The organism is Cytobacillus spartinae (assembly GCF_042865285.1).
GTDB lineage: Bacteria > Bacillota > Bacilli > Bacillales > Cytobacillaceae > Robertmurraya_A > Robertmurraya_A spartinae.
Map to the genome: position 1 here is coordinate 14,653 of NZ_JBIACK010000025.1, position 23,238 is coordinate 37,890.

General features: G+C 37.4%; 24 protein-coding genes and 1 pseudogene. 22 read left to right on the forward strand and 3 right to left on the reverse strand.

Going from position 1 to position 23,238, the window contains the following annotated elements; all coding sequences use genetic code 11:
* Window positions 1-4 precede the first annotated feature (4 nt).
* The 17 genes from ACFYKX_RS26520 (at window position 5) to ACFYKX_RS26600 (ending at window position 17,464) form a co-directional block, all read left to right on the forward strand.
* Window positions 5-430 carry a terminase small subunit gene (locus tag ACFYKX_RS26520; protein WP_389365235.1) on the forward strand — a complete coding sequence of 142 codons (426 nt, stop codon included), beginning with the start codon at window positions 5-7 and terminating at the stop codon, window positions 428-430.
* Window positions 420-1,763: a PBSX family phage terminase large subunit gene (locus ACFYKX_RS26525; protein WP_389365236.1), complete on the forward strand. Its 1,344-nt coding sequence runs from the start codon at window positions 420-422 to the stop codon at window positions 1,761-1,763. The genes ACFYKX_RS26520 and ACFYKX_RS26525 overlap by 11 nt, the downstream gene beginning before the upstream one ends.
* Before the next feature lie 4 nt (window positions 1,764-1,767).
* Entirely contained in the window at window positions 1,768-1,986 is a 219-nt protein-coding gene (locus tag ACFYKX_RS26530) for a hypothetical protein (protein ID WP_389365238.1), read from the forward strand.
* Window positions 1,983-3,692 (forward strand): portal protein, encoded by a 1,710-nt coding sequence (locus tag ACFYKX_RS26535; RefSeq protein ID WP_389365240.1) that lies wholly within the window; start codon window positions 1,983-1,985, stop codon window positions 3,690-3,692. Before ACFYKX_RS26530 ends, ACFYKX_RS26535 begins: the two co-directional genes overlap by 4 nt.
* 78 nt (window positions 3,693-3,770) lie before the next feature.
* Window positions 3,771-4,565 (forward strand): hypothetical protein, encoded by a 795-nt coding sequence (locus tag ACFYKX_RS26540; RefSeq protein ID WP_389365242.1) that lies wholly within the window; start codon window positions 3,771-3,773, stop codon window positions 4,563-4,565.
* Between the two features lie 14 nt (window positions 4,566-4,579).
* A complete protein-coding gene (locus tag ACFYKX_RS26545) occupies window positions 4,580-5,407 on the forward strand; it encodes a N4-gp56 family major capsid protein (RefSeq protein WP_389365244.1) in 828 nt (275 codons plus the stop codon).
* Between the two features lie 16 nt (window positions 5,408-5,423).
* The gene (locus tag ACFYKX_RS26550) at window positions 5,424-5,561 is read left to right on the forward strand and encodes a hypothetical protein (RefSeq protein WP_389365246.1); all 138 of its coding nucleotides are present in this window, start codon (window positions 5,424-5,426) and stop codon (window positions 5,559-5,561) included.
* A gap of 58 nt (window positions 5,562-5,619) precedes the next feature.
* Window positions 5,620-6,006: a hypothetical protein gene (locus tag ACFYKX_RS26555; protein ID WP_389365248.1), complete on the forward strand. Its 387-nt coding sequence runs from the start codon at window positions 5,620-5,622 to the stop codon at window positions 6,004-6,006.
* Window positions 6,006-7,796 (forward strand): hypothetical protein, encoded by a 1,791-nt coding sequence (locus tag ACFYKX_RS26560; RefSeq protein ID WP_389365250.1) that lies wholly within the window; start codon window positions 6,006-6,008, stop codon window positions 7,794-7,796. Before ACFYKX_RS26555 ends, ACFYKX_RS26560 begins: the two co-directional genes overlap by 1 nt.
* On the forward strand, window positions 7,796-10,084 hold the full coding sequence (locus tag ACFYKX_RS26565; protein ID WP_389365252.1) for a hypothetical protein: 2,289 nt from the start codon (window positions 7,796-7,798) through the stop codon (window positions 10,082-10,084). Before ACFYKX_RS26560 ends, ACFYKX_RS26565 begins: the two co-directional genes overlap by 1 nt.
* A gap of 79 nt (window positions 10,085-10,163) precedes the next feature.
* Entirely contained in the window at window positions 10,164-11,282 is a 1,119-nt protein-coding gene (locus ACFYKX_RS26570) for a hypothetical protein (RefSeq protein ID WP_389365253.1), read from the forward strand.
* Window positions 11,255-11,884, forward strand: coding sequence for a VgrG-related protein (locus tag ACFYKX_RS26575; RefSeq protein ID WP_389365274.1), 630 nt, complete (start codon window positions 11,255-11,257; stop codon window positions 11,882-11,884). The genes ACFYKX_RS26570 and ACFYKX_RS26575 overlap by 28 nt, the downstream gene beginning before the upstream one ends.
* A 10-nt stretch (window positions 11,885-11,894) precedes the next feature.
* Window positions 11,895-15,743, forward strand: coding sequence for a hypothetical protein (locus ACFYKX_RS26580; protein WP_389365254.1), 3,849 nt, complete (start codon window positions 11,895-11,897; stop codon window positions 15,741-15,743).
* 13 nt (window positions 15,744-15,756) lie between these two features.
* Window positions 15,757-15,966, forward strand: coding sequence for a hypothetical protein (locus ACFYKX_RS26585; protein ID WP_389365256.1), 210 nt, complete (start codon window positions 15,757-15,759; stop codon window positions 15,964-15,966).
* 8 nt (window positions 15,967-15,974) lie between these two features.
* Window positions 15,975-16,382: a hypothetical protein gene (locus ACFYKX_RS26590; RefSeq protein ID WP_389365257.1), complete on the forward strand. Its 408-nt coding sequence runs from the start codon at window positions 15,975-15,977 to the stop codon at window positions 16,380-16,382.
* Between the two features lie 33 nt (window positions 16,383-16,415).
* On the forward strand, window positions 16,416-16,778 hold the full coding sequence (locus tag ACFYKX_RS26595) for a phage holin family protein (RefSeq protein WP_389365259.1): 363 nt from the start codon (window positions 16,416-16,418) through the stop codon (window positions 16,776-16,778).
* Window positions 16,778-17,464: a peptidoglycan recognition protein family protein gene (locus tag ACFYKX_RS26600; protein ID WP_389365261.1), complete on the forward strand. Its 687-nt coding sequence runs from the start codon at window positions 16,778-16,780 to the stop codon at window positions 17,462-17,464. The genes ACFYKX_RS26595 and ACFYKX_RS26600 overlap by 1 nt, the downstream gene beginning before the upstream one ends.
* A gap of 36 nt (window positions 17,465-17,500) precedes the next feature.
* Here the strand turns inward: ACFYKX_RS26600 and ACFYKX_RS26605 are convergent, their stop codons facing one another.
* The 3 genes from ACFYKX_RS26605 to ACFYKX_RS26615 form a co-directional block, all read right to left on the reverse strand.
* The gene (locus ACFYKX_RS26605) at window positions 17,501-17,677 is read right to left on the reverse strand and encodes a hypothetical protein (protein ID WP_389365263.1); all 177 of its coding nucleotides are present in this window, start codon (window positions 17,675-17,677) and stop codon (window positions 17,501-17,503) included.
* Between the two features lie 266 nt (window positions 17,678-17,943).
* Window positions 17,944-18,186, reverse strand: coding sequence for a hypothetical protein (locus tag ACFYKX_RS26610; RefSeq protein WP_389365265.1), 243 nt, complete (start codon window positions 18,184-18,186; stop codon window positions 17,944-17,946).
* Window positions 18,183-18,380 (reverse strand): helix-turn-helix transcriptional regulator, encoded by a 198-nt coding sequence (locus ACFYKX_RS26615; protein WP_389365266.1) that lies wholly within the window; start codon window positions 18,378-18,380, stop codon window positions 18,183-18,185. The genes ACFYKX_RS26610 and ACFYKX_RS26615 overlap by 4 nt, the downstream gene beginning before the upstream one ends.
* Window positions 18,381-18,667: 287 nt before the next feature.
* Here ACFYKX_RS26615 and ACFYKX_RS26620 point away from each other — a divergent pair, with 287 nt between their 5' ends.
* From ACFYKX_RS26620 to ACFYKX_RS26640, 5 genes and pseudogenes are all read left to right on the forward strand, one after another.
* Window positions 18,668-19,969 carry an FtsK/SpoIIIE domain-containing protein gene (locus ACFYKX_RS26620; protein ID WP_389365268.1) on the forward strand — a complete coding sequence of 434 codons (1,302 nt, stop codon included), beginning with the start codon at window positions 18,668-18,670 and terminating at the stop codon, window positions 19,967-19,969.
* Between the two features lie 16 nt (window positions 19,970-19,985).
* A complete protein-coding gene (locus ACFYKX_RS26625) occupies window positions 19,986-20,492 on the forward strand; it encodes a replication-relaxation family protein (RefSeq protein WP_389365276.1) in 507 nt (168 codons plus the stop codon).
* A 15-nt stretch (window positions 20,493-20,507) separates the two neighbouring features.
* The gene (locus ACFYKX_RS26630; RefSeq protein WP_389365270.1) at window positions 20,508-20,939 is read left to right on the forward strand and encodes a hypothetical protein; all 432 of its coding nucleotides are present in this window, start codon (window positions 20,508-20,510) and stop codon (window positions 20,937-20,939) included.
* A 3-nt stretch (window positions 20,940-20,942) separates the two neighbouring features.
* A pseudogene (locus ACFYKX_RS26635) lies at window positions 20,943-21,275 on the forward strand (M23 family metallopeptidase); the annotation flags it as partial.
* Between the two features lie 439 nt (window positions 21,276-21,714).
* A complete protein-coding gene (locus ACFYKX_RS26640) occupies window positions 21,715-23,208 on the forward strand; it encodes a recombinase family protein (RefSeq protein ID WP_389365272.1) in 1,494 nt (497 codons plus the stop codon).
* Window positions 23,209-23,238 lie beyond the last annotated feature (30 nt).

Here is a 23,238-nt window from a genome sequence, read left to right on the forward strand (position 1 = left end):
AGTGATGAACGAGCAACAAAAGCGATTCGCTGATTATTACATCGAATGCGGAAACGCAAGTGATGCTTATAAGAAGGCTGGATATAAGGCTAAGGGTAAGTCGATTGAAGTAAATGCTTCCAGACTGCTAGCAAATGCTAAGGTTTCGGAATATGTTGCTAAGGTTATGTTTGAAAAGGATAAGGAACGTATTGCTTCACAAGATGAAATCCTTGAATATCTCACAAATGTAATGCGTGGAGATTTTAAAGAAGAAACGTTAATTGGAGAGGGTAAAGGTGCTCAATCCATTACGAATATAGATGTTTCGGCGAAAGATAGAATTAAGGCTGCCGAATTACTAGGAAAACGATACGCGATGTGGACTGATAATAAAAATTTATCTGGAACCGTCGGTGTAACGATAGTAGATGATCTAGATGAAGATTAAGTTATCGAACGTGGTTGCTCCATCTTTTAAAGAGGTGCACAATGACTTAAAAAGAGACGGTCACACTCATTACTGGTTAAGTGGTGGTCGTGGTAGTACTAAATCGTCTTTTATTGCGATTGAACTTATCTTAGGAATTATGAAGGACCCACAGGCGAATGCGGTTGTTTTGCGTAAAGTAAAGGATACTTTAAAGGAATCGGTGTTTGATCAATTAGTGTGGGCGATTGATGTTTTAGGTGTAGAGCAGTATTGGCACATTCCAGATGCTAAGTTAGTGATTACTTATATCCCTACCGGGCAACAGATACGATTTAGAGGGGCAGATAAGCCGAAAAAGATTAAGTCAATGAAGTTTGCTCGTGGGTATTGTAAATATATTTGGTATGAAGAACTAGATGAATTTACAGGTATGGAAGAAGTTCGTATGATTAACCAGTCATTAATGCGTGGTGGTAAGAAGTTTACGGTGTTTTACTCGTATAACCCTCCCCAATCATCTAATAACTGGGTAAATACTGAAAAGCTTCTTACGAGGCCCGATAGATTGGTTCATCATAGTAATTATTTATCGGTTAATCCTAAATGGTTAGGCGATCAGTTCATTGTTGAAGCTGAGCACTTAAAAGCGACAAAGCCTAAAGCGTATGAACATGAGTATTTAGGTAATGTAACTGGTACAGGTGGAGAAGTCTTTGATAATGTGACGATTAGACCAATAACGGATGATGAAATACAAACCTTTGAACATATCAAACGAGGTTTAGACTTTGGTTATGCGGTAGATCCACTCGCTTATGGTGTTATGCACTATGACCGAAAGAAGAAACGGTTATATATCTTCCATGAGTTATACAAAGTGGGATTATCGAATAAAGCAGCCTTTGATCATATTAAGATAGAGAACACGAACAATGACATGGTATATGCTGATTCAGCAGAACCTAAGAGTATTCATGAGTTAAGGCAGTATGGGTTAAAGGTTGTAGGAGTGAAGAAAGGTCCTGACTCTGTAGAGTACGGAATCAAGTTCTTGCAAAGCTTAGAAGCTATCATTATTGATGATACACGTTGCCCTAACACTGCGAATGAGTTTTTAACCTATGAGTTAGAAAAGGATGCAAACGGTAATTTCAAAGCGAAATTCCCTGATAAAAACAACCACGCTATCGACATGGTCCGATATGCCTTAAATGATGAAGCATTAAAGTTTAAGGAATTAAAGAAAAAGAAACATGATCCAGATAATCCTACACCAGAAGAGCGTCACACAAAGATGGTAAGGGATTTAACAGGTGGCAAACCCCAAGTAAATGAATTTATAAGTTGGTGATGATATGCAATTCTTTCTAGGACTACTAACAGCGGTAGTCTTTTTTGTTTTGTTATTAGGTGCTGTCTATATAGGCTATCGTCTAGGGCAGAGGAAAAAGAAACCTCCAAACATTGATGATGAAGATAAACGCAGAGCAAAGGAATTACACAGTGATTTCATGAAGCTAATGAATTATAGCGAAGATATAGCTTTACAACGGAAGAGGGTGACAGACGAATGAGTGAACGCACGAAGGACTGGGATTTATATGAAGCTGGTAAGAGGTATAACAACCGAATAGAGCCTAACTATTACGACACTGTAGATGCAAACCTAGAATTCTTTCAAGGGAACCAGTGGAGAAACCTAAAAACGGATAAGATGCCTAAGCCGGTATTCAATATCATTAAACGTATTATTACGTTTCAGGTAGCTTCGCTAACCTCATCAAAGATAAAGATACACTTTGAACCACTGTTAAATTCAGAAGATCCTAACGAGCAACTTAACCCAAGCGATATAGCGAATGCACAAGTGCAGAATTTATTTGAGAAATTTAAGATGGACTTCCAAATTAAAGATGCTCTGTTTGATGCAGCAACCACAGGGGATGCATGTGCTCACTTTTATTTTGATACCACAAAGAAACCGTATGGATCTCTTTCGGAAGCGAGAGGGGAAATTTGTATGGAGTTGGTGGATGGTACGAATGTATTCTTTGGAAATGCAAATAACCATAAGGTAGATGTTCAACCTTATATCATTATTTCTGGCCGAGATATGGTTGAGAATTTAAGGGAAGAAGCAAAACGATACAAACAAAACGAAAAAGAGATGAACGCTATTACAGAGGATTACAACTATCAAGAACAATCGGGTGACAGTGGAAAGATAGAGGTTGAAGCTGATGATTACGGAAAGGCTCTATATATCATTGTTTACCGTAAGGACAAGAAAACAGATAGAATCCTAGCTTCTAAGAGTGTAGAGAACGCTTATATCTATAAAGACATAGATACAGGACTAGAGCATTATCCGGTTGCATGGCTAAACTGGGAGAAGCAAAAGAATCAATACCACGGCAGAGCCTTATGTACAGGAATCTTACCAAATCAAATTTTTATTAATCGTATGTTTGCTATGGTTATGTACCATTTAATGATGACAGCATTCCCAAAAGCAGTATACAACGCTGATATGTTAGCTGGGTGGAACAATGAAATAGGAGCTGCTATTCCGATTAGTGGAGTAGGTCCTGATGTAAACATTAAAAACATTGCTGGATATCTTGAACCTGGCAATATGAGTAATCAAATTATCCAAGCAATTGAACTTGCGATGGAATACACGAAAGAAACATTGGGGGTTAGTGATGCTGCATTAGGTCAAATAGATCCTAAAAATACATCAGCAATTATTGCGGTTCAAAAATCATCTGCTATTCCATTAGAGAATCCGAAAGCGAATCTATACGAATGGGTAGAAGACATAGGCAGAATCCTATTTGATATGATGGGAACGTATTATGGATTAAGACCTGTTCCAGTTGATATCGATGGAGAAAAAGATGTAATCGATTTTGATTTTAGTATATTTAAAGAGATGTGGTTCGATGTAAGGGCAGATGTAGGAGAGTCCTCTTATTGGTCTGAAATTGCCAGTATACAAACAATGGATGCATTACTCAATAGTGGTCATATTGATATTATTAACTATTTAGAGCGTGTTCCGGCTGAATACATTCCTCAGAAAGAAGAATTGATTTCTAATATTCGCGAAAAGATGGAAATGGCTGAAATGCAAGCTCAACAAATGGCACAACCAAATATTGATGAAATTATCGCTCAACTACCACCAGAAGAACAGCAAGCCTTTTTAAACGCACCACCAGAGCAACAGCAAGCGATTATAGAACAGTTTATGAGTCAATCAGCACCTATGATGTAGGTGTTTTTATTTTTGTCCTGGAGAACGACGTTAAAAGTCTCAAATATTCCCCAACCATAGGGAAAGGAGCAATACTAAATGTTTGAAAATGAAGATGTAATTTTACCTGATGATTACCAAGAAGCCCCACCACAGGCAGAGGAAGCACAGGAAGATAATTTTGAAGAAGTTGAAACGGTAGAGGAAACCACTGAAACCGAAGTAAACGAGGAACCACAAGAACAGCTTACCGAAGAACAGAAAGCGTTTTTGCGGGTGAAATACAACAAAGAAGAATTAGAGCTTGATGAAAATACAGCAAGAGAGTTAGCCCAAAAAGGGTTGAACTACGACAAGTTACAAGAAAAGCTTCAGCAATTCGAGAGTGATCCGCGTTTATCTTTTGTTGAGGAATTAGCGCGCGAACAAGGGATGGATGTAAATCAGTATCTTGAAGCGGTGAAAGAATGGAAAGAACAAGAGCGACTCAATGAATTAGTTCAGAAAAACATTCCCGAAGATTTGGCGAAAGAAATCTTAGAAACTCGTAAAATGCGAGAAGAGATTCAGAACGAAAAGAAACAAAAGGCGGAGCAAGAAAAGCAAAGCCAAGAGTTTAACGAGTTCTTCCAATTCTTTAAGGATGCGAATGGTCGTGACTATGATCCACAAAACGATAAGTTACCTGATGAAGTATGGCAAATGCAAAACCAAGGCGTTCCTTTGAAATTTGCTTACATGCAGCATCAACACAACGAATTAAAAACCCAATTAAAAATACTAAAACAAAATGAGGAAAACACGAAGAAAGCACCTGTAACTAGCGTTTCGACACATGGTAGCCAAGAAATTGCGAGTGAGGATGATTTCTTGCGTGGGTTCGACTCAATCTAAGGAGTGTTTAATCAATGGCTATCAACTTAGCATCTAAATATGAGAAAAAAGTAGACGAGCGATTTAAATTAAAGTCTTTAACAGAATCAGCAGTAAATAAGGAATATGACTGGGCGGGAGTTAACGCAATCACGGTATACTCTGTTCCAACAGTAGCAATGAATGATTACGCGGCAACGGGTGTAAATCGTTATGGTACTGCAGCAGAGTTACAAAACACGGTTCAAACTATGACTCTTACTCGTGACCGTTCATTTACATTTACGATTGATCGTAAGAATTACCAAGATACTCAAATGGTTATGGAAGCTGGTAAAGCTCTTGCTCGTCAGATTGATGAAGTAATTGTACCGGAGATTGACATATACCGTTTAGCGGCTATGAGTGCTGCAGCAGTAGCGAACGGTCACACAGCAACAGCAGCAGTATCGAAGTCTAACGCTTACGAATCTGTTCTTGCTGGTGCTGAAAAACTAGATGAAGATAAGGTGCCTACAGGTGGTCGTTTACTTTATGTAACGCCAGCATTCTACAACCTTATTAAACTAGATCCTACGTTCATTAAGTCTACAGAAATTGCACAGAAGATGTTAATTAACGGTCAAGTTGGGGAGTTAGACGGTATGAAAGTGATTAAAGTACCTTCTTCTTATTTGCCAGCGAATACACCGTTCTTAATCACTCACCCTGTAGCAACAGTAGCAGCGAATAAACTAGAGGATTACAAGACTCACGACAACCCACCAGGAATCAACGGATGGTTAGTTGAAGGCCGCAAACGTTATGATGCGTTTGTTCTAAGCAACAAGGTTAACGCTCTATACGTTCACAAAACAGTTTAATTAGGAGGATTCTTTTATGGAGATCACATTTAAAACCAAAGATGGACAAAAGTTAGTGGCCCGTGATGATATTCAAGCTGCAGCATTTCAAAAAGCGGGATTAGAACCTGCAACAAAGGCAGATGCCGAAAAATTAGAGAAGAAAGAAGAGTAATAGTTCGGGGTAAGGGTTTTCCTTGCCCCTTTTTTATTTGTATTTAGGAGGTGGATATATGGCGGTAACAGCTAAACAAGTGTTTGATATGGCATTGGTGCTAATTGATGAAGTAACCGAAACAGGAGCTATCTCAGTAGATAATCCATTAGAGTACCAAACGAAAGCACTCAACATACTAAATACACTCCAATTTGAATTAGTACCTCCAGACGAATCACCAGTATTATTAACGAGTATTTCACAAGATTTATCCGTATCAGATCGAACGGCAGTTTTAATTCTTCCTTATGGATTGGCAGCACACTTACTATTAAATGAAGGGGATAGTGCTTCCAGTATTGCTTCTTTTTACAATAGTCGATATGAGGAATTAAAACGCAGAATGCCGACTCAAACCGAATCGATAGAAGATATATATGAAGTGTTAGGTGGGTTGCACTAATGGCGCAAATAACAGCTAATCGCAGACAACCACCACCATTTCTAAGGATTGGACCCTTTGGAGGAATCGACTTAAGCACAGATCAAGCGCAAATCGACCAAAACAAATCCCCGGATATGATGAACTTTTATATTGATGATAGAGGTTCGCTGAACAAACGAACTGGATATGAACGTATTTTCCCCAATTCATTAGGAGAAGGGAAAATCAATGGATTGTATGAGTACCGTAAGAAAGATGGAACGGTGCTCTTTTTAATTGCACACGGAACAAACTTATACACTCAATCGGGCGATTTACAGCCTGTTAGCATATATTCTAGTTTAGCAAATCAATCAGCAACCTTTTACACGATGAATGACAAATGTTACATCATGGATGGAGTGAACTTCCTTGTCTATGACGGCTCAACAGTATTACCAGTTGTCCCTTATATCCCTACCCTTTCTGTAAGTAAAGATCCATCTGGTGGAGGAACAAAACTTGAGGACTTTAACTTATTAGGTGCAGGATTCAAGGATAGTTTTTCTCCAGATGGAACAGCGACAGTCTTTCAGTTATCCTTAACGGGTTTAGATGCAACACCTATTACAGCGTTGGATAGCAACGTAGAGAAGGTAGAAGGAACGCATTTCACAGTTGATAGAACGACAGGCAAAGTCACGTTTACGACTGCCCCTGTAAAGGGTACGAATAGCTTAATTATTACAGCTTACAAAACATTCGCGGAAAAGCCGAATCACGTTAAAAAATGTCGTTTCCATGTGTTATTCGGTGGTTCTAATGATACGAGGGTTTTTATAAGTGGAAATCCTGACTTTCCTAATCAAATATGGAGAAGTGGGCTGTATGAACCTTCATATTGGCCCGAAAATGGATTTTATAAAATTGGGTCAGATAGTGATCGTATCCAAGGGTTTTCAAAGCAATATGATTACCTGGTAATTCATAAAGAGTTTTCTCTTTGGAATATGCAATACCAACTAACTAATGGTGAAGCAAGCTTCCCGATTAAGCCAATTAACGATCAAGTTGGTACATTTGCAAAGGGTACGATACAAATCATCGAGAATAACCCTGTATCGCTCTCTCGTGAGGGCGTTTACATGTTGATGGCTTCAAATGTTCGTGATGAGCGAAATGTGAAACACTTTTCTTTTAGAGTCGACAAGCGATTGTTAAGAGAACCTAATCTAAAAGATGCCATTTCAGTTGAATATGATAAAAAATACTGGATTGCTATTAATGACAATGTGTACATTTACGACTATGTGATTGATGAATGGTATCTCTATGACAATATTAAAGCTTCTTGTTTCATTGAGAGAAATGGAGAGTTGTATTTCGGGTGTTCTTGCGGTGGATTAGTTTACAAATTCAAAGAAGAATCTCACTTGCAAGCATTTGAAGATGATGGAGAAATTCCGATTAATGCTTATTGGGTATCGAAACTATTTGTATTTGGCTTACCAGAGTTCAAAAAGATTGTTCAACGCTTATTCGTAGAAATGAAACCAAATAAACACACTTCCGTTAATGTATATGCACGTTCTGACCGTAAAGGGGAGACGTTCATTTTAAATACACGCATGGATCAATTTGACTTTAACTACATGGATTTTGGTCGATTTGCTTTTGTTACATCGGATATTCCTCAAGAAGTAGGTAAGAAGGTCAAAATGAAAAAGATTACACACTTTCAATTAAAACTAGAAAATAATTCAATAGATGAAAGTCTTGGAATTATGGGATTATCCATTAAATACGGACTTCAAAACGAGGTGAAATAATGCTAACGAAACAAGGTCCATTTACAAAGAAAGTAACAGATTTACCCGATACTCCTTCACCTAATATGACACCAGCTGATATCAAAACCCATTTTCAAACGCCTGCAGATGAATTATCGACTACACATAATAAGTTGGTCGATGAATTAGCGGGAGAAACCGGGGCTAGTGAACTAGGAGCAAAAGACATTGACGGAACGACTTCTAATGTTCAAGCGCTTATTACCAAAAATAGCAATGGTTTAAAAGGACATAAAGAAGCAGTGGTTTTAGATCATCCGGATGGTTCGGTAACAACAAGTAAACTCAAAGATGGATCAGTAACAAAGGAAAAAATTAAAAATGAAGAAGTAACGAATGAAAAATTAGCACCATTATCTGTTACGACTTCTAAACTAAATAGCAAGTCAGTCACCAGTGAAAAAGTTGGTGACAAGCAAATCGGAAGAGAACATATTAAATCCGGTGCCATTGGTATAAATGAACTTGATCAGTCCATTTACAATCAACCTAAAACGGAATTTGAAGTTCAAGCTAAGTTCCAAGCTGTTGATGCACAGTTGGCGGAAACATCGCAGGAAGTTAAAAGGAATTTTCTGAAACCAAAGTACATCGAATACTTCGGTAGTTTTAACCGTTTTGGAGTAGGTGTACCGAGTGGAATAGCAAAATATACTGGTGGAAAGTATGTGTTAATCGTAAGCGGTAATGCTGGGGACTCTTTTGTTACTGTGGAAAACGGAAACATTGCAGATGCAGGAGCAAGTACTAGATGGGCGTGTGTAATTGAGGATAATGAAGGTTTGTTCCAACCTAACCAAGTAACTGGTACAGACGGAGTATCAAGAGTAAATTTATTAGAACCTTTAAAGAAAACCATTAATTCCAAAAGACTAGGTAATCTACATGATATGGCGTTAGGGCAACATTACACTGAAATAGGTTATTACGCTTTCATACAACACCTATACTTTACTAATCCTAGACATACTGAGCGTGAACAATATATTGCTCAATTTAAACCTACTGACACCACAGGAAAATGGGTAGGCAGTGGTTATATTGGTTATGGTCATGCAAAAGGTGTTACAGTAAATTCCTACTATAGCAAAATTGGATCAAAGCACCTTTTGTTAAATGCGACAAATAACACTAACTATGTCGAATGGGATCAATTACTTGACGGCGCAAAAGGATATTTAGAATCTTATATCGGTATGAGTACTGGCACGCTGACGGTTGAATTTTATAAAGACGGTGTGCTCGCAGAAGCAAAAGTACTAACTTCAACCGCCGAAAGAGTAGTCTTTGAGTATGAAAATGTACAAAATGGGAAATTAAAAATTAAAGCAAGCGGAACGCAAGAAGTTTATGTTGGTTTGACAACTTGGTGGAAAAACGAAAAATATCAAAATACTCTTATAGAACCAAACGATAAAGTAATCTATATAGGTGATAGTTGGGGAACGTTCCATAATAAAGCAACCACAAGGGAATTAGAACGGTTGATGATTGCGGATGGTGGAACACCTAGTATTTTAGATTTTTCCCGTGGTGGACATACATCAAATTACGCTAGGGTTTGGTTCGAGGAATACGTTATAGCTAATGTTCCAGATAAAGTAATTATTGAGTTTTTTACAAATGATTTTAATTCCATTAACGGTACTGTATTGGGACAATTTGAAGCACCTGATGGAACTATGCAAGACATGAATATTGATAACCTAAATGTATATATCGAAAATTTATCCTACATGATAAATAAAGCTATAGAATATGGTATACAACCAATTATTGTTATGCCAGCATCAACTGAATCAATAACACAATCACAATCATTTGTCGATTATTCCGTACAGATACATTTAGGATTAGCTATCACTAATGAAAACCCATCTTTTAAAAGCGTTAATGCAGATACAACTTCAACGGATTTACTTACTCAAAAAACAGCAAGTCTTAACCCATTCGTTATAAAAACAAAAGCATGGAACGCTTCAAATCGTGAAGGGTTTGTGGTAGATAATGAAGGTGGTATCTTAACCAATGGTAATATAGCGGTATTTAAGAATGCTGGTATTAAAAAATTTAGTGTTACACATGATGGTGGCATGGTAGGCTCTTACGTGAGGATGGGTACAAATGGATTTTCCTTACCTGAACCAAACGCAGATAATCACGGTAAACTTTTTATTAGTAGTTTTTACGCAGGTCAAGAGAGAGTTTATATTTGTTTAAATAATGGAGATGACACGTATTCTTGGAAACAACTAAGTCTAAGCTAATACACATTCGGAAGAAACTGCGAAACAAACAAAAGCACCTTAAATGGTGTATTTTTTATGCCTTTAAAGGGGTGAAAACATGGCTTTAACAGATAAAGATCAACGATTTATCCGTCATATGGAAGCTGATGATAGCCTACATGATGCGGATAGACTAAAACACTATGTAACCTTGAAACAGCAACAAGTAGCGGGTGGAAATGCTTCATTTGGCAATGCGGATTTAGAACGGTATTATCGTCAAACTACAGGTACCACTAAAGCGCAATTAGGAGGAGTGGCGACAGCGCCTAAACCACCTACACCACAGCCACAAAAACCAACATTTGATCCACAAGCTTACATGCAACAGTTTGAATCGCGTATCAATGATATGTATAACCAACAACGACAGGCTCAATTAGCACAGTTACGAGCTCAACGTGATAAAGCTATTGGTCAAATTAACCAACAAAAAGCAGAAGTAGCCCCACAATATCAAGGGATGCGAAATCAAACTGATGCTATGAACCTTCAAAATGTTCAGAAGTTACGTGAAGTCATGGCGAACGCTGGACTAACAGCAAGTGGGGAAAACGTTTCTGCAAATGTAGCGATGAATAACGAACGAGTGAACTCGATTAATTCATTAAATCTACAGGAACAGCAAACCATGAACGATTTTAACCGTCGTATTACTGATCTAAACAACCCAGCGGATGAAAATGCGTTAATGGCCCAACTGGAAGCTGAACGTGCAAGAGCATTGCTAGATTTAGGCATGAGAGCAGATGAAATTGGTTATAGTCGTAGTCGCGATTCTGAAATGGATTCTCGTTATTATGACGAAAGAGATTATTCACGCGGTCGAGACTCCATTCAAGATGGTCGATGGAATCAACAGTGGGATTATCAAAAGGGTAGAGATGCCATTGAGGATGCTCGTTGGAGAGAGCAATTTGAATATGGTAAATATCGTGATACCATTTCAGATCAACAAAGATCTGAAGCAATTCAATTTGAAAAACAAAAATTCGCTAGTGAAACTGCTTGGAGACAGCATGTATACAACAATATGTCTGCTTCTGAAAAAGCCCAAATGGAGTGGAATAAGCAACAATTTGGCGAAGAAATGGCATGGAGGATTGAAGAGAATAACCGTGCTGATAAACTTGCTCGTGACCGTATGGAATACGATGCGGGTTTTCAAACACCGTAGGGGGTCTAGGCTCGTTAAGTAAAAAATACGAGTCGGGTTCAAATGGTCCAGGAACCATCGCCAACAATAGTGGTGATTGGGGCGGTGCTTCCTACGGTACTTATCAAATAGCCACAAATACAGGGACGATGAACAGTTTCTTAAGTTACTTAAAGAAAGCTAATCCAAATGTATACAAAGCATTAAGCGGACACAAGCCTGGTAGCACAGGGTTTAATAATGCTTGGAGTCAACTTGCGAAATCTGACCCTAAAGGATTCGACTCCCTACAGCATGGATTTATTAAACAATCACACTATGATCCTGCAGCTTATCGAATTAAAGAAAACTTAGGGTTAGACGTTAACAAGTATTCTCCTGCTGTTCAGAATGTCTTGTGGAGTACTGCAGTTCAACATGGGTCTGCGGGAGCGACAAGGGTATTTAGAGAAGCTGGAATTAAACCTGGTATGAGTGATGAAGAAATTATCAAACGAGTCTATGCAGAACGCGGAGCGCAAAACGGTTCTAAATACTTCTCTCGTTCTTCACAAAGCATTCGTCAGTCAGTCGTAAATCGTTTCCAACGTGAAATGCAAGATGCTCTAAAAATGTTAGGATAGGAGGGTTTATGTGAGAAGAGACCATGATCCAAATTGGAAGCCGAATCTTCCATCGAAATATCAATTTAATCAGAGTAAATATCAACCTCAAGCAAATCAAATGTTTGGGGGATTTACTCCTTATAACCCTCCTAGCGGTTCTTACTATCGTGATTTAGGGCAAAAGGCGAGAATAGCGGAGGAAGAACGCAAAAAGAAAGAAAAAGAAAATGAACTTTATAATAAATACGGTATAGATCCAGAGAGCACTTCCGAAGATGGTAGTGCTTTTCAAGTTAAAGCGGATGATTACTTTGCTGATGAAGAACCAAAAGAGGATAATGATAATTCTTTCTTTGGAGATATTGGCGAAGGATTGAAATCTGCTTTTAAAGCTATTCGTAATCCCGCTGATTTACCGGACATTGTTATGGATTTTGCTAAAAAAGAGAAGTCTAAAGGTTTTGAAGAAGCTGCACGTGGTGCTAATCGCTTTGTTGATTCTGCTTCTTTAGGGGTTATGAGTAACCTTGATAAGAAAATGACAGGTGAAATTCCTGATTATCTTTCGCAACGTAAAATGGGCGAAGGTGGAGTAACCGATATGCTTACATCAGGGGCTGGTTATCTTATTCCTGGTGTTGGTGCTTATAAGGCTTTAGGAGCAACGAAAGCGGGTAAAGGGTTAGAGGCATTAGGCAAACAAGGATTAAAGCAACGTTTAGGAGCAGAAGCAGCAAAAGGAGCTATTACAGGTGCTGGATTAGCGGGCGCGGAAGTTGGCATCCGTGAAGAGTTGAATCCTGAGAATTATTCAGCTTCGGATAACTTAAAACATCTTGCTTTCGGTACAACGGTAGGTGCTTTTGCGGATCCTGCTATTTACGGTGCGGGCAAAGCAATAGCTTCTATTATCAAATCAAGGAAAACTCCTGTTGCTAATCAAACAGAAGAGTTACTTGGTTTACCCGAACCACAGAAAAGGCTCATGGAACCACAGAAACAATTACCAGAACCAAAACCATTACCACCATCGTTAGAAACGTTTAATCAAGCATTTAAAAAGCCTAATGGATTGGAAAGTCCTATTCCTCAAATGCCAAAAGGATTAAGTCAGTTAATGACGAAAGAGCGTTTACAACAGGAAGGGTTAAACTTTGGTTTTAATACAAAGAACACACCAAAAGCACGTAAAGACTTATCACCTATAGAAACTCCTATAGATCCAATGAATAGAGGGCAATCTTACTGGCAGAATCGTTATGAAGAGTTTGCTCGTTCTATCAACGACAACTACGATATGAACCAAATGACACCAGAAGCATTAGAAGATTTATGGAGTGGATTTGCAAAGTATGATGAACCTCTTAAACTAGAGCAAGTAGTCGATTTAGCATATCCGAAAGGGTTTGAAGCACCGCCTAAACCTAAACCAGAAGCACCATTAACGCAAGCCTTGCGCCAGGATGAAAAGATTAATCAACTGATTAAAGGATTATATCCACCGAAAGCACCTGAAACCAAGGTAAGTAGACCTGCAACAATGGAAGAAATGGTTAAGCGGATGGAGCAATTAGCACCACCTAAACGTCAAGAACCTTCATCCGAACCTTTGCAATTTAAAAAGAGCATTGAGTCACCTAAAGCTAAACAACAGACTGTAGGGGAGAAGTCAGAACCTATAGACGATGGTGGTAAAATGATTCGCTTGAAAGATTCAGAAATGAAAGGATTTGAAAAACTAGGTATTGACGTTTCCCAATTAAAAGACATTAGCGGATTTAAGGCAGCTACAACCGATGTGTACCGTATCTTCCGTGATGTATTTGGCGAAAATTATGATAAAGCCGGGAAGCCTGTACTTGATAAACTCGACAACGCTAAGAAAAGTTATGTCGAAATGCAGGAAAAATGGGCGAACAAGTTGAAAGTAGAAGTTGTTGATAAGTTAGGGATTAAGAAAGGTAGTAAAGAATCAGCTTTGGTTCAAAGGTACGGAGAAAAGAAAATGTCTCTTAATGAACTAAAGAAAGTGGCACCGAACAATTGGAAGGATATTGTCAAAGCGGATCAATGGTTCAGACAAGCTTATGATGAAATTTACGACGGAGTAAATAAATCTCGTAATGCGATCTATCCAAACAATCCAGAAAAGCATGTTCCTAAACTAGATAACTATTACCGTCACTTTAGGGAAATGAACGGATTAACAGGGTTAAAGAATATTTTTGATTCTCCTGCACAAATAGATCCACATTTGGCCGGACTGTCTCAACATACGAATCCTAACTCTAAATGGCATGGATTCATGCAAAAACGAGGAATGGGACCTTATAAAGAGGATGCAGTCGGAGGATTCATTGAATACATTCCTGGTTCTTCTTATGCAACACACATTGACCCAGTTATTCCAGAGTTTAAACAACTTAGAAAAACGTTAGCGGATAGCACAGAAGATACGAAAAATGTGAACAATTTTGTCGAGTATCTTTACAACTATTCTAACGATTTAGCAGGCAAAACAAATCCTTACTTTGACCGCAACTTTCAACAATTAGTAGGTAGAAAACCAATGGCGGTGTTAAATTGGGCGAATAATAGAGTTAAAAAGAACGTAATATTAGGTAACATTGGTTCAGCTCTAGCTCAACTTGCTAATATTCCGAATGGTGTAGCATTTGCAAAACAGCACACAGTAAGAGGGATGGCTAGAACGCTTACTTCTATCGTTGATAAGGATGCGCCTATTCACAAGTCGCCTTTCCTAAAAGAAAGATACGTAGATGGACTGTTTAGACAATTTGACCAACGCTTAATAGATCAACCAGAAAAGGCGGCAGGTTGGATGATTGAAACAGCAGACCGTATAGGAACATCCTTTGTATGGAATTCTGCATATCAAAAAGGCTTGAAGGAAGGGGCTAGTGACCCTATCAAGTATGCAGATTACAACACGAGAGCCCTTATTGCAGGTCGTGGAGTAGGTGAAGTACCTTTAATGCAAAAGTCTAGGGTTGTTCAGTTAGTTATGCCATTTACTTTAGAGGTTGCGAATTTGTGGAGAGTTATGGAAGAGTTCGGGAAAGACTTCATTAAAGGAAAAGACATGGGGGCATTACCTATCTTATTCGTTGCTAACTTTGCTTTTAATAAAGTCATGGAAGAAACGAGAGGATTCGGTGTTACTTTTGACCCTATCGATGCAACCTGGGAAGCAGCAACCGAAAAGGATTTATCTCCTGCGGAAAGAGTTGGTCGTGTGGGAGGAGAAATTTTAACAAACATCCCTTTAGGTCAACAATTAGCTGGAATCTATCCAGAAAACGGTTCAATCTTTAACTTTAAAGGTCCTACTCGTGAAGAATTATTTGGGGATCGAAACCCTCAAAGATTTGGAACAGGCTTAGTAGCTGCTAACGCTTTAGATGATACTATATTCAAGTTTGCTCTACCGTTCGGTGGTAATCAGCTAAAGAAAACTTTAAATGGTGTAGAGGGGCTTAATGATGAAGGTGAATACATCAAAGATGCTCCTTTAAATCTACCGTTTATAGGCGAAAAAGATAAACTGAAGTATCCTGTAGATCCTAATGTGTCGAACAAATTAAAAGGTACTCTTTTTGGGCCTTCAGCATTTAATGAGTCAAACGAATATTATGATAATAAACGTAGACCGTTAAGTGAAAACCAAACGGCAGAGTATGAAGATTTAAAGCAATATGAAAAAGGTGACGAGTACTACAAAGACCTAATGAACAACCGAAGAGCTAATACAATTGAGCAAAAAATGAAAGAAATTGATAAAGACGAGAACCTTTCCATAGAAGAAAAGAGAATTGAAATTTTAAAACTGATGAAGGAGTTAAACGACCTTCAATAAAGGTGGTGCTAAGGTGTACGCTTTCTTAAAATTCCTTTTTTGGTTTGCTGTAGTTGGTTCGGTTCTTTACGCGATTAGTAGTCAATTATTCTGGTACGTTGCGATCATTGTTATATTAGCCCCTATTCTCTATTGGTGGGATTCAGGGAATTGGGTTTTTAGTAAGAAGAAAATTAAAGAAAAGAATGATAACGTGGGTAGAAAGTTTACCGATATTATGTAGAGGTTATTATGAAAAAAATTATGGTATTTTTAAGTATCTTTGCTCTAACAGCATGTGGAGTCGTTGATAAAACAAATCAACAAGAAGATACAATCACTCTTGAACAATTTCAAAAAGCCCAAGACGAGGCATATAACTTAGGTTATCAAGATGGATTAGAAGCTGGTAAAGAAAGTAAAATGGTTGTACCTTCTTCTAATAGTGGTCTTACATTATTTTCAGATGGTATGGACTGGGATTATGCCACTGACTTAGATAAAAAATACTTTATTGAAGATTTATCTTCTTCAGGAGTGGTTTTTATTTCTATTTCAGAAGTGGACGATTTTGTAAGGGCAATAGATGTGTTTTATGAGGATCAAAGCAATGGTTATAAATCAATTAAAGAAGCAATAGAAGAAATTGAGGGCTCATAACGAGTCCTCTTTTTATTTGGGGAGGAAATTACAATGGATTTACAAATTGTTCAAGCTTATCTTTTTGGGGATGTTAAATTCTTAGATTTACTTGCTTTACTAGCAGGATTAGATATCATTACAGGTATATTCAAGGCATGGAAAAACAAAAAACTTCGCAGTCGTAACGCTTATTTCGGATATGCTCGTAAAATCGGTATATTCGGAGCGGTGATTGTTGCAAATGTCATAGATCAAATATTATCACTTAACGGGACCATAGCCTTTGCTACGGTTCTTTTTTATATCGCCAACGAAGGATTATCTATTATTGAAAACTTAGCGGAAATTGGAATTAAAGTACCTTCTGTGATATTAGAGAAACTACAATCAATATCAGAAAAGGATGATAAGTAATGGTCATTATTCAAATGCTTATTCCTGACGACAAAAAACCGAAATTCAATGTAGGTGGTAAGCAAGTTACTTTTCCAATGGATCCTGAATATATCACTATCCATGAAACAGCGAACACAGCTAAAGGAGCTAATGATTTAGCTCATGCCAGGTTACAATACAACGGTAACAGACGACAAGCCTCATGGCACTTGCAAGTGGATGAAGATTCTTGTTATCAATCATTGCCTTTTAATGAAGCTGGAATACATGCAGGGGATGGAGTAAACGGAAAAGGAAACCGAAAGTCAATTGGTATAGAAATATGTGTAAATAGTGATGGTGACTTTGAAAAAGCAATTCATAACGCTTCTAAGGTTGTTGCAAAGCTTATGAAACAGTTTAATATCCCTTCGCATAAAATCGTACCTCATAAACACTGGAGCGGTAAAAACTGCCCTGCAAGACTTTTAAATGGTCGTTGGCAGGAGTTTATAAATATCTGCATAGCACAGCGAGGGATATTAGAAAAGGGGGTTTCTCATGTGAGTGAAAGACCTTTAAATGAACGAGAAAAAGAAATTCAAGCTGAAGCGGTTCGGTTAGGCATTACAGATGGTAAAAACCCATTTAGAGAAGTCAATCAAATGTATGTATGGGCCTGTTTAATTCCATTAGCACAACGAATTGAAAAGTTAGAGAAATAAAAAAAAGCCCTTCCTTCTTGGAGGGGCTCGATTCTTTTAAACTGCTTTTTCGTAATACAATGAATCAACTAATCTATTTCTTAGTTTCTCTAAATCTTTTTTGGCTTTTTCAATCGTGTACATCTTGTCGATTTCCATGAAGTACAAGATTTCATCAAGGCTGTTAATTGTTTTTGATTGCTCCATTCGTTGTTCTAACATTTTTACTTTCATTTGTAATTCCTCCTAGGTTTTTTTTACACCAATTAGTCTGGGAAAAACAAAAAGACACAAGGTGTATATATACTATTCTAAAAATAGACATACTTCCCCCATAACTAATTGATAAGATTTCAAAAAAACATTAGTTATGAAGTTGTACGCTATTGGAACGTATATAAATACCTTGTGCCTATGTATAAAGTTAAAAAATATGTACAAGCACTAAAAAAAATATATTACTAATATAACCTTTGCAGGGATTACTTGTCAACGGATAATTAAAAAGGTAAGTTGTCTTCTGAAATTATATCTCCTATCTTCATAACTTCCTCTTTTATATCCTTATCATTATCCACAATCACCTTCTCAATAATTGTCTTTCTATATCCAGTCTCTCGTTTGATACGTTCTATCCAGTCATAAGCAAACTTAGGTATATCTTGTTCTCTTAGATTAAATTCTCCCCTGGTAAGGCCTCTGCTTCCCTCAATGTTGTAATGTATTTGGATATTAACTCTCATTTTTGTTCCCTTTCATACAGATCATCAACCTTAACCCCTAAAATATCAGCAAGTATGTATGCTTTATCAATTGGTATCAAACTATGTCCTGTCTCGTAATTCCTCAATTGGGCTACACTAACCTCTATTTTTTCAGCTATAAACTTCTTTTTTAGCCCTCTATCCTTAATCAATTTTTCTATATTACATTTCATATCCATCACCTACTAATCTATTCCACAAATAAAAATTTATTCCTTTCAAAAATTTTATTGTGTTGTACAGGCAATTTAATTGACGTTTTTACATACGAGTAGGTATACGCAAAATAATTCGCAAAGAATTTCGATTCTATCATTCGTTTAAACTATTCTTTTTGATTTTCGGTAGGTGAATTAAAAAACGACTTTACTTTAATTGATGTAATAGCATTGATAGGCTGTTTTCTATGTTCGTTGGGCAAGGGACTATACTACGTATACCTAAGGGTGGTGGTGGATGAATGTTATTTGAACTTACTACTACAATTTTAGCCGGTGGGTTAGCTGGATTTTCTTTTCTACAAAAACAAGTAGGGAGCAGTGATGCTGCTAAAATCCAACGCATCTGTGCTAGTAACGGATTGACAGTCACAGAAGATAAAAAGAAGAAAAACATGCAGTTATTAAGACGTTCTAAAATAAGAGATGGTGGGAGGGTAGTTGGAACCGAGTACGCATATCGAATACCGTTAGGATTAAGCTTTAATCAGTTTGTTGATAAAAAAGATCATATACAAGATGGGATTAATAACAAGCACACGGTATTAGATGTTACTTTTCAAGACTTGAAAAATCTTAAATTAGATAAAAATCTCTTACAAAGCATTAAGCGGTTATTAAATAAGGAGAAGGATATACGGAAGGAAATTGAGTTGTCTTATGACGGGGTGCTTAAAATCAAAGTTTTTAATGAACCTTTAACAACGGATTTTCCTTATCATGCCGGATTAACGAAAGGGTGGACAGTTCCAGTAGGTAAAAGCAGAAGCGGGTTGATTACTCATGACTTTGAAAAGAAAGCTCATATTATCGTTGCTGGTACGACGGACTTTGGAAAATCAAATTGGGTGAACAGCACAATCAACACACTAATCAATAATAAGCCGAATGATGCGACTTTCACTTTAATTGATCTCAAAGGTGGATTGGAATTCAACAGATATAGACATTTAAAACAAGTTAAAGCATATGCAAAAAACGTTGAAGAAGCTAAAGAAGCTTTACAAATGGCAGTAGATAAGATGGATGAGGTAACAGAGTTTTTACTTGAAGAAGGCTTCTCTAATGTCAAAGAAGCAGGATTTAAAGAACGCCATTTCATTGTAATAGATGAAGCTGCAGATATGGCAGACAATAAGGATTGCCAAAATTTATTAAAGGATATCGCGAGGAAAGGAAGAGCTAGTGGACTCCGGTTAATATACACAACTCAATATCCAACAGCAGAAACTGTAAGTTCTCAAGTGAAAAGAAACTGTATAGGAAGATTATGCTTTGTCTTAGATACAGCAACTGCGAGCAATGTTGTTTTAGATCAAGGAGGGGCGGAAAAACTTCCTGCTATTCAAGGAAGAGCTTTGTATAAGGATTTAGGATTAATAGAGGTTCAAACACCTTTAATCAAAAACGAAACTATCCAGACGATAATTAAACCTCACATCAACATCAGACCTCGAAAGGGTGACATAAGTGAAAAGAGAAGCACAACGACAACAAAGGGAGGAAAACATACTTTTATCCTTGAAGAAACTGGACTATCTTAATCGTTCACAAATACAAATGCTTCACCGATTAGGTAGCGATAGAAACGCACAGAGGGTTCTGAAAAACATGGATGACTATATTAGTCATTTTCGAGATACAGAAAATATCTACTATTTAAATAAGGAAGGAAGAGAGCGGGTGAATGCTAAGAAGATTCTTAAGAAAACCACTCAGGCGAGACATTACATTATGAGGAATGATCTTTATATTGCTCATGGATGCCCTAGTACATGGAGAAATGAAATGAAATTAGGAATTAAAGAGGATAAAAGCACTCATGTAGTTTGTGATGCAATTTTTCAAACGAATGAGAGATACCACATTATTGAAGTGGATCACACTCAAAAAATGACTAAGAATAGAGCTAAAGTCGAGCGGTACCGAAAACTTATGAAATACGGAATTTTCGAAAAGCCTCCAAAGTTCATCTGGATAACGACAACTGAATTAAGAAGAAAACAATTGTTAGAGCTTCATGAAGGTTTAGACGTTAAGGTTTTCACTGTTAGAGACTTCCACTAAGGAGAGGATTACATCATGTTTAAACGTAAAGAGTCAATGTCCATTAAGGAATTTATGAACAGAAAAGAAAAAGAATCCATGTTTCCTTTAGTTCATCAAGATGCAGTAGATAAAGGAATGATTGCCGGATTCTCACTTGGAATGGTACCGTTAATTTTTCCTATGACTAAAGCTGTTCCCGCATCAGCTCATGAAGTTGTTACGGTTACAGCGCAATCTCAAATGTACGACAAAATGATAACTGCCTTTGATCCATTAATTAATTTAATTCAAGGATTGGCTTACCCTATAGCAATGATAGTCGTATTAGGTGGTTCAATACTTGTTATGATGCAGCAAAGAGAAAAGGGTTATTCCATGATAATGGGAGCGGGGCTAGGGTATGTTCTAGTGCAAATGACACCAATGGTCTTAGATATCTTAGTCGATGCTATGAAGGTGGTGTAAGAAATGATAGTCCGTATCACTTCTAAATACGGAGAAGTTAGCCAAATTCATCCTACACCTCCTAAGGGTATTGATTTAGCCTATCCAGAGGGTAGCCCCTTACACTCGATAGGAAATGCAGTAGTGGAACGAATCGTTGATTATGGTTCAGAAAACATAGGGAAAGGGGTTATCTTGCGGTTAGCAGACGGAAAACAAGTAATATATGGTCATTTAAGCGAGGTTAAGGTAAAGGTAGGGCAAAGTATTAACCAAGGTGAAATAATCGGTTTAAGTGGCAATACAGGACATTCTACAGGACCCCATTTACACTTAGGAGTAAAAGAACATGGAGAGTTTATAGATCCATCCTCTCTATGGGATAAACTTATAGCGAATGGAAAGGTAAGTGATGGCTATGGAGACATTCCAGACTTTAATACGTGGGAATGGTTATATCAAAAAGTACTTGTTGATGGGTTGCAACATTGGATTCCGAATTATATGTTGGCGTTACCTGTCATGGTGGGGGTTAGTATTGGTGTTTGGGGTTTGCTTAGTATGGTCAATCGCACGCTTGCTACGTGGGGTGTAGGGTTCGTGTTTGCTATGGGTGCTCTGATGGTTATTTAATTAACCATCTTTTTTTATGTCTAATATGGACAAGTCATACCTTCATAGATTGTATTGAGGTGAGACAACATGAAGGTAAAAATTATCAAGGGTGATTATACTGACAAAGCCATTAAGGATTGCTATGATTATATATTAGAAGTCTATAGAAAGGAGAAACGTCGTGATAGCGATATATGTAAGGGTTTCAACAGAAGAACAAGCAACGAAGGGTTACAGCATCGAGAATCAAATTGAAGAATGCATTAAGAAAGCTGGAACCTCTGATGTATTGAAATATATAGATGAAGGATTTACCGGGGAAATTATTAACCGGCCCAACTTAACAAAATTACGTGATGATGTAGCAAAAGGGACTATCGATAAAATTATCTGTTATGATCCTGACCGTTTATCCAGAAAACTAATGATTCAGCTTCTACTTGATGATGAGTTTAGTAAAAAAGGAGTTCAATTAGTTTTCGTTCGCGGAGAGTATACGAATGATCCAGAAGGAAAGATGTTCTTCTCTATGCGTGGGGCTATTTCTGAATTTGAAAAGTCGAAAATAAAAGAGCGTACATCAGGGGGAAGAAGAAGGAAAGCGAAGAATGGTTTAGTCGTAAAGAATAGTCATCTTTATGGATATAATTTTGACCGAGAGAAAAACACTTATGTAATTAATGAAGATGAAGCTAAATTTGTTCGAATGATATTTGATTACTATACTAAAGGAACCTTTAAAGGAATAAATGGTATAGCTAATCATTTAACGGAAATTGGAGCTCCTACTAAAAAACGTGCTAAGGTTTGGCATCGTCAAGTCGTTAGGCAGATGTTAATGAATGAAGCATATAGTGGAACTTACATTCAAAATAGATATGATACTGAAGGCGATTATGTCAGAAAGCAAGCTGGAGAGAAAGTAGAGTACGGTAGAGTGAAACCTCAAGAAGAATGGATTATCACTGAAATTCCTGCCATTATCACAAAAGAGCAATTCGAATATGCTCAACTTCTGCTTGATCAAGGTAGAAGAAGACATGCTAACGGAAGTTTTCACAAGTATTTACTTTCCGGTTTAGTCCGCTGCGGTCGTTGTGGTTGTACCATGACAGGAAGAAGAACTTTATCTCACGGAAAAGACTTCTTCATTTACGAATGTCGTAAGAATTATGCTGGAGCTAAAACAAATGGCTGCGGTAGACAGATGAGTGAAAATAAACTTAATAAAATCGTTTGGGAGCACATTATCAAAATTATCAACAACCCTGAAGAAGTGAAAGATTACAAAGAACAAGATGAGAAGACCTATATTCAAGATGAAATGGATCACCTTGAAAAAGAGATAGAGAAAATAAAAAAAGGCCGAAAGCGTTTATTCACACTTGTCAGCCTAAGTGAAGATGAAGACATGGATTTAGAAGAAATCAAAGACCAAATCCGAGAGCTTCAACAAAAAGAAAAAGATTTACAACATAAGTATAACGAATTATCGGATGAAATCAAACTCCAGGATAAAGATGCTAACGGAACGGCCTTAGAAGAAGCAATCGATTACTACCTTATTAATAAAGCAAACGATTTTACCTATGAGCAAAAGCAAACTTTAATCCGCAAAGTGGTGAGGGAAGTTGTTATTGTGGATAGTGAAACCGTGTATATCCATATTTTCTAGCACTCCCCTATTGTCATAAGGAATGAAATT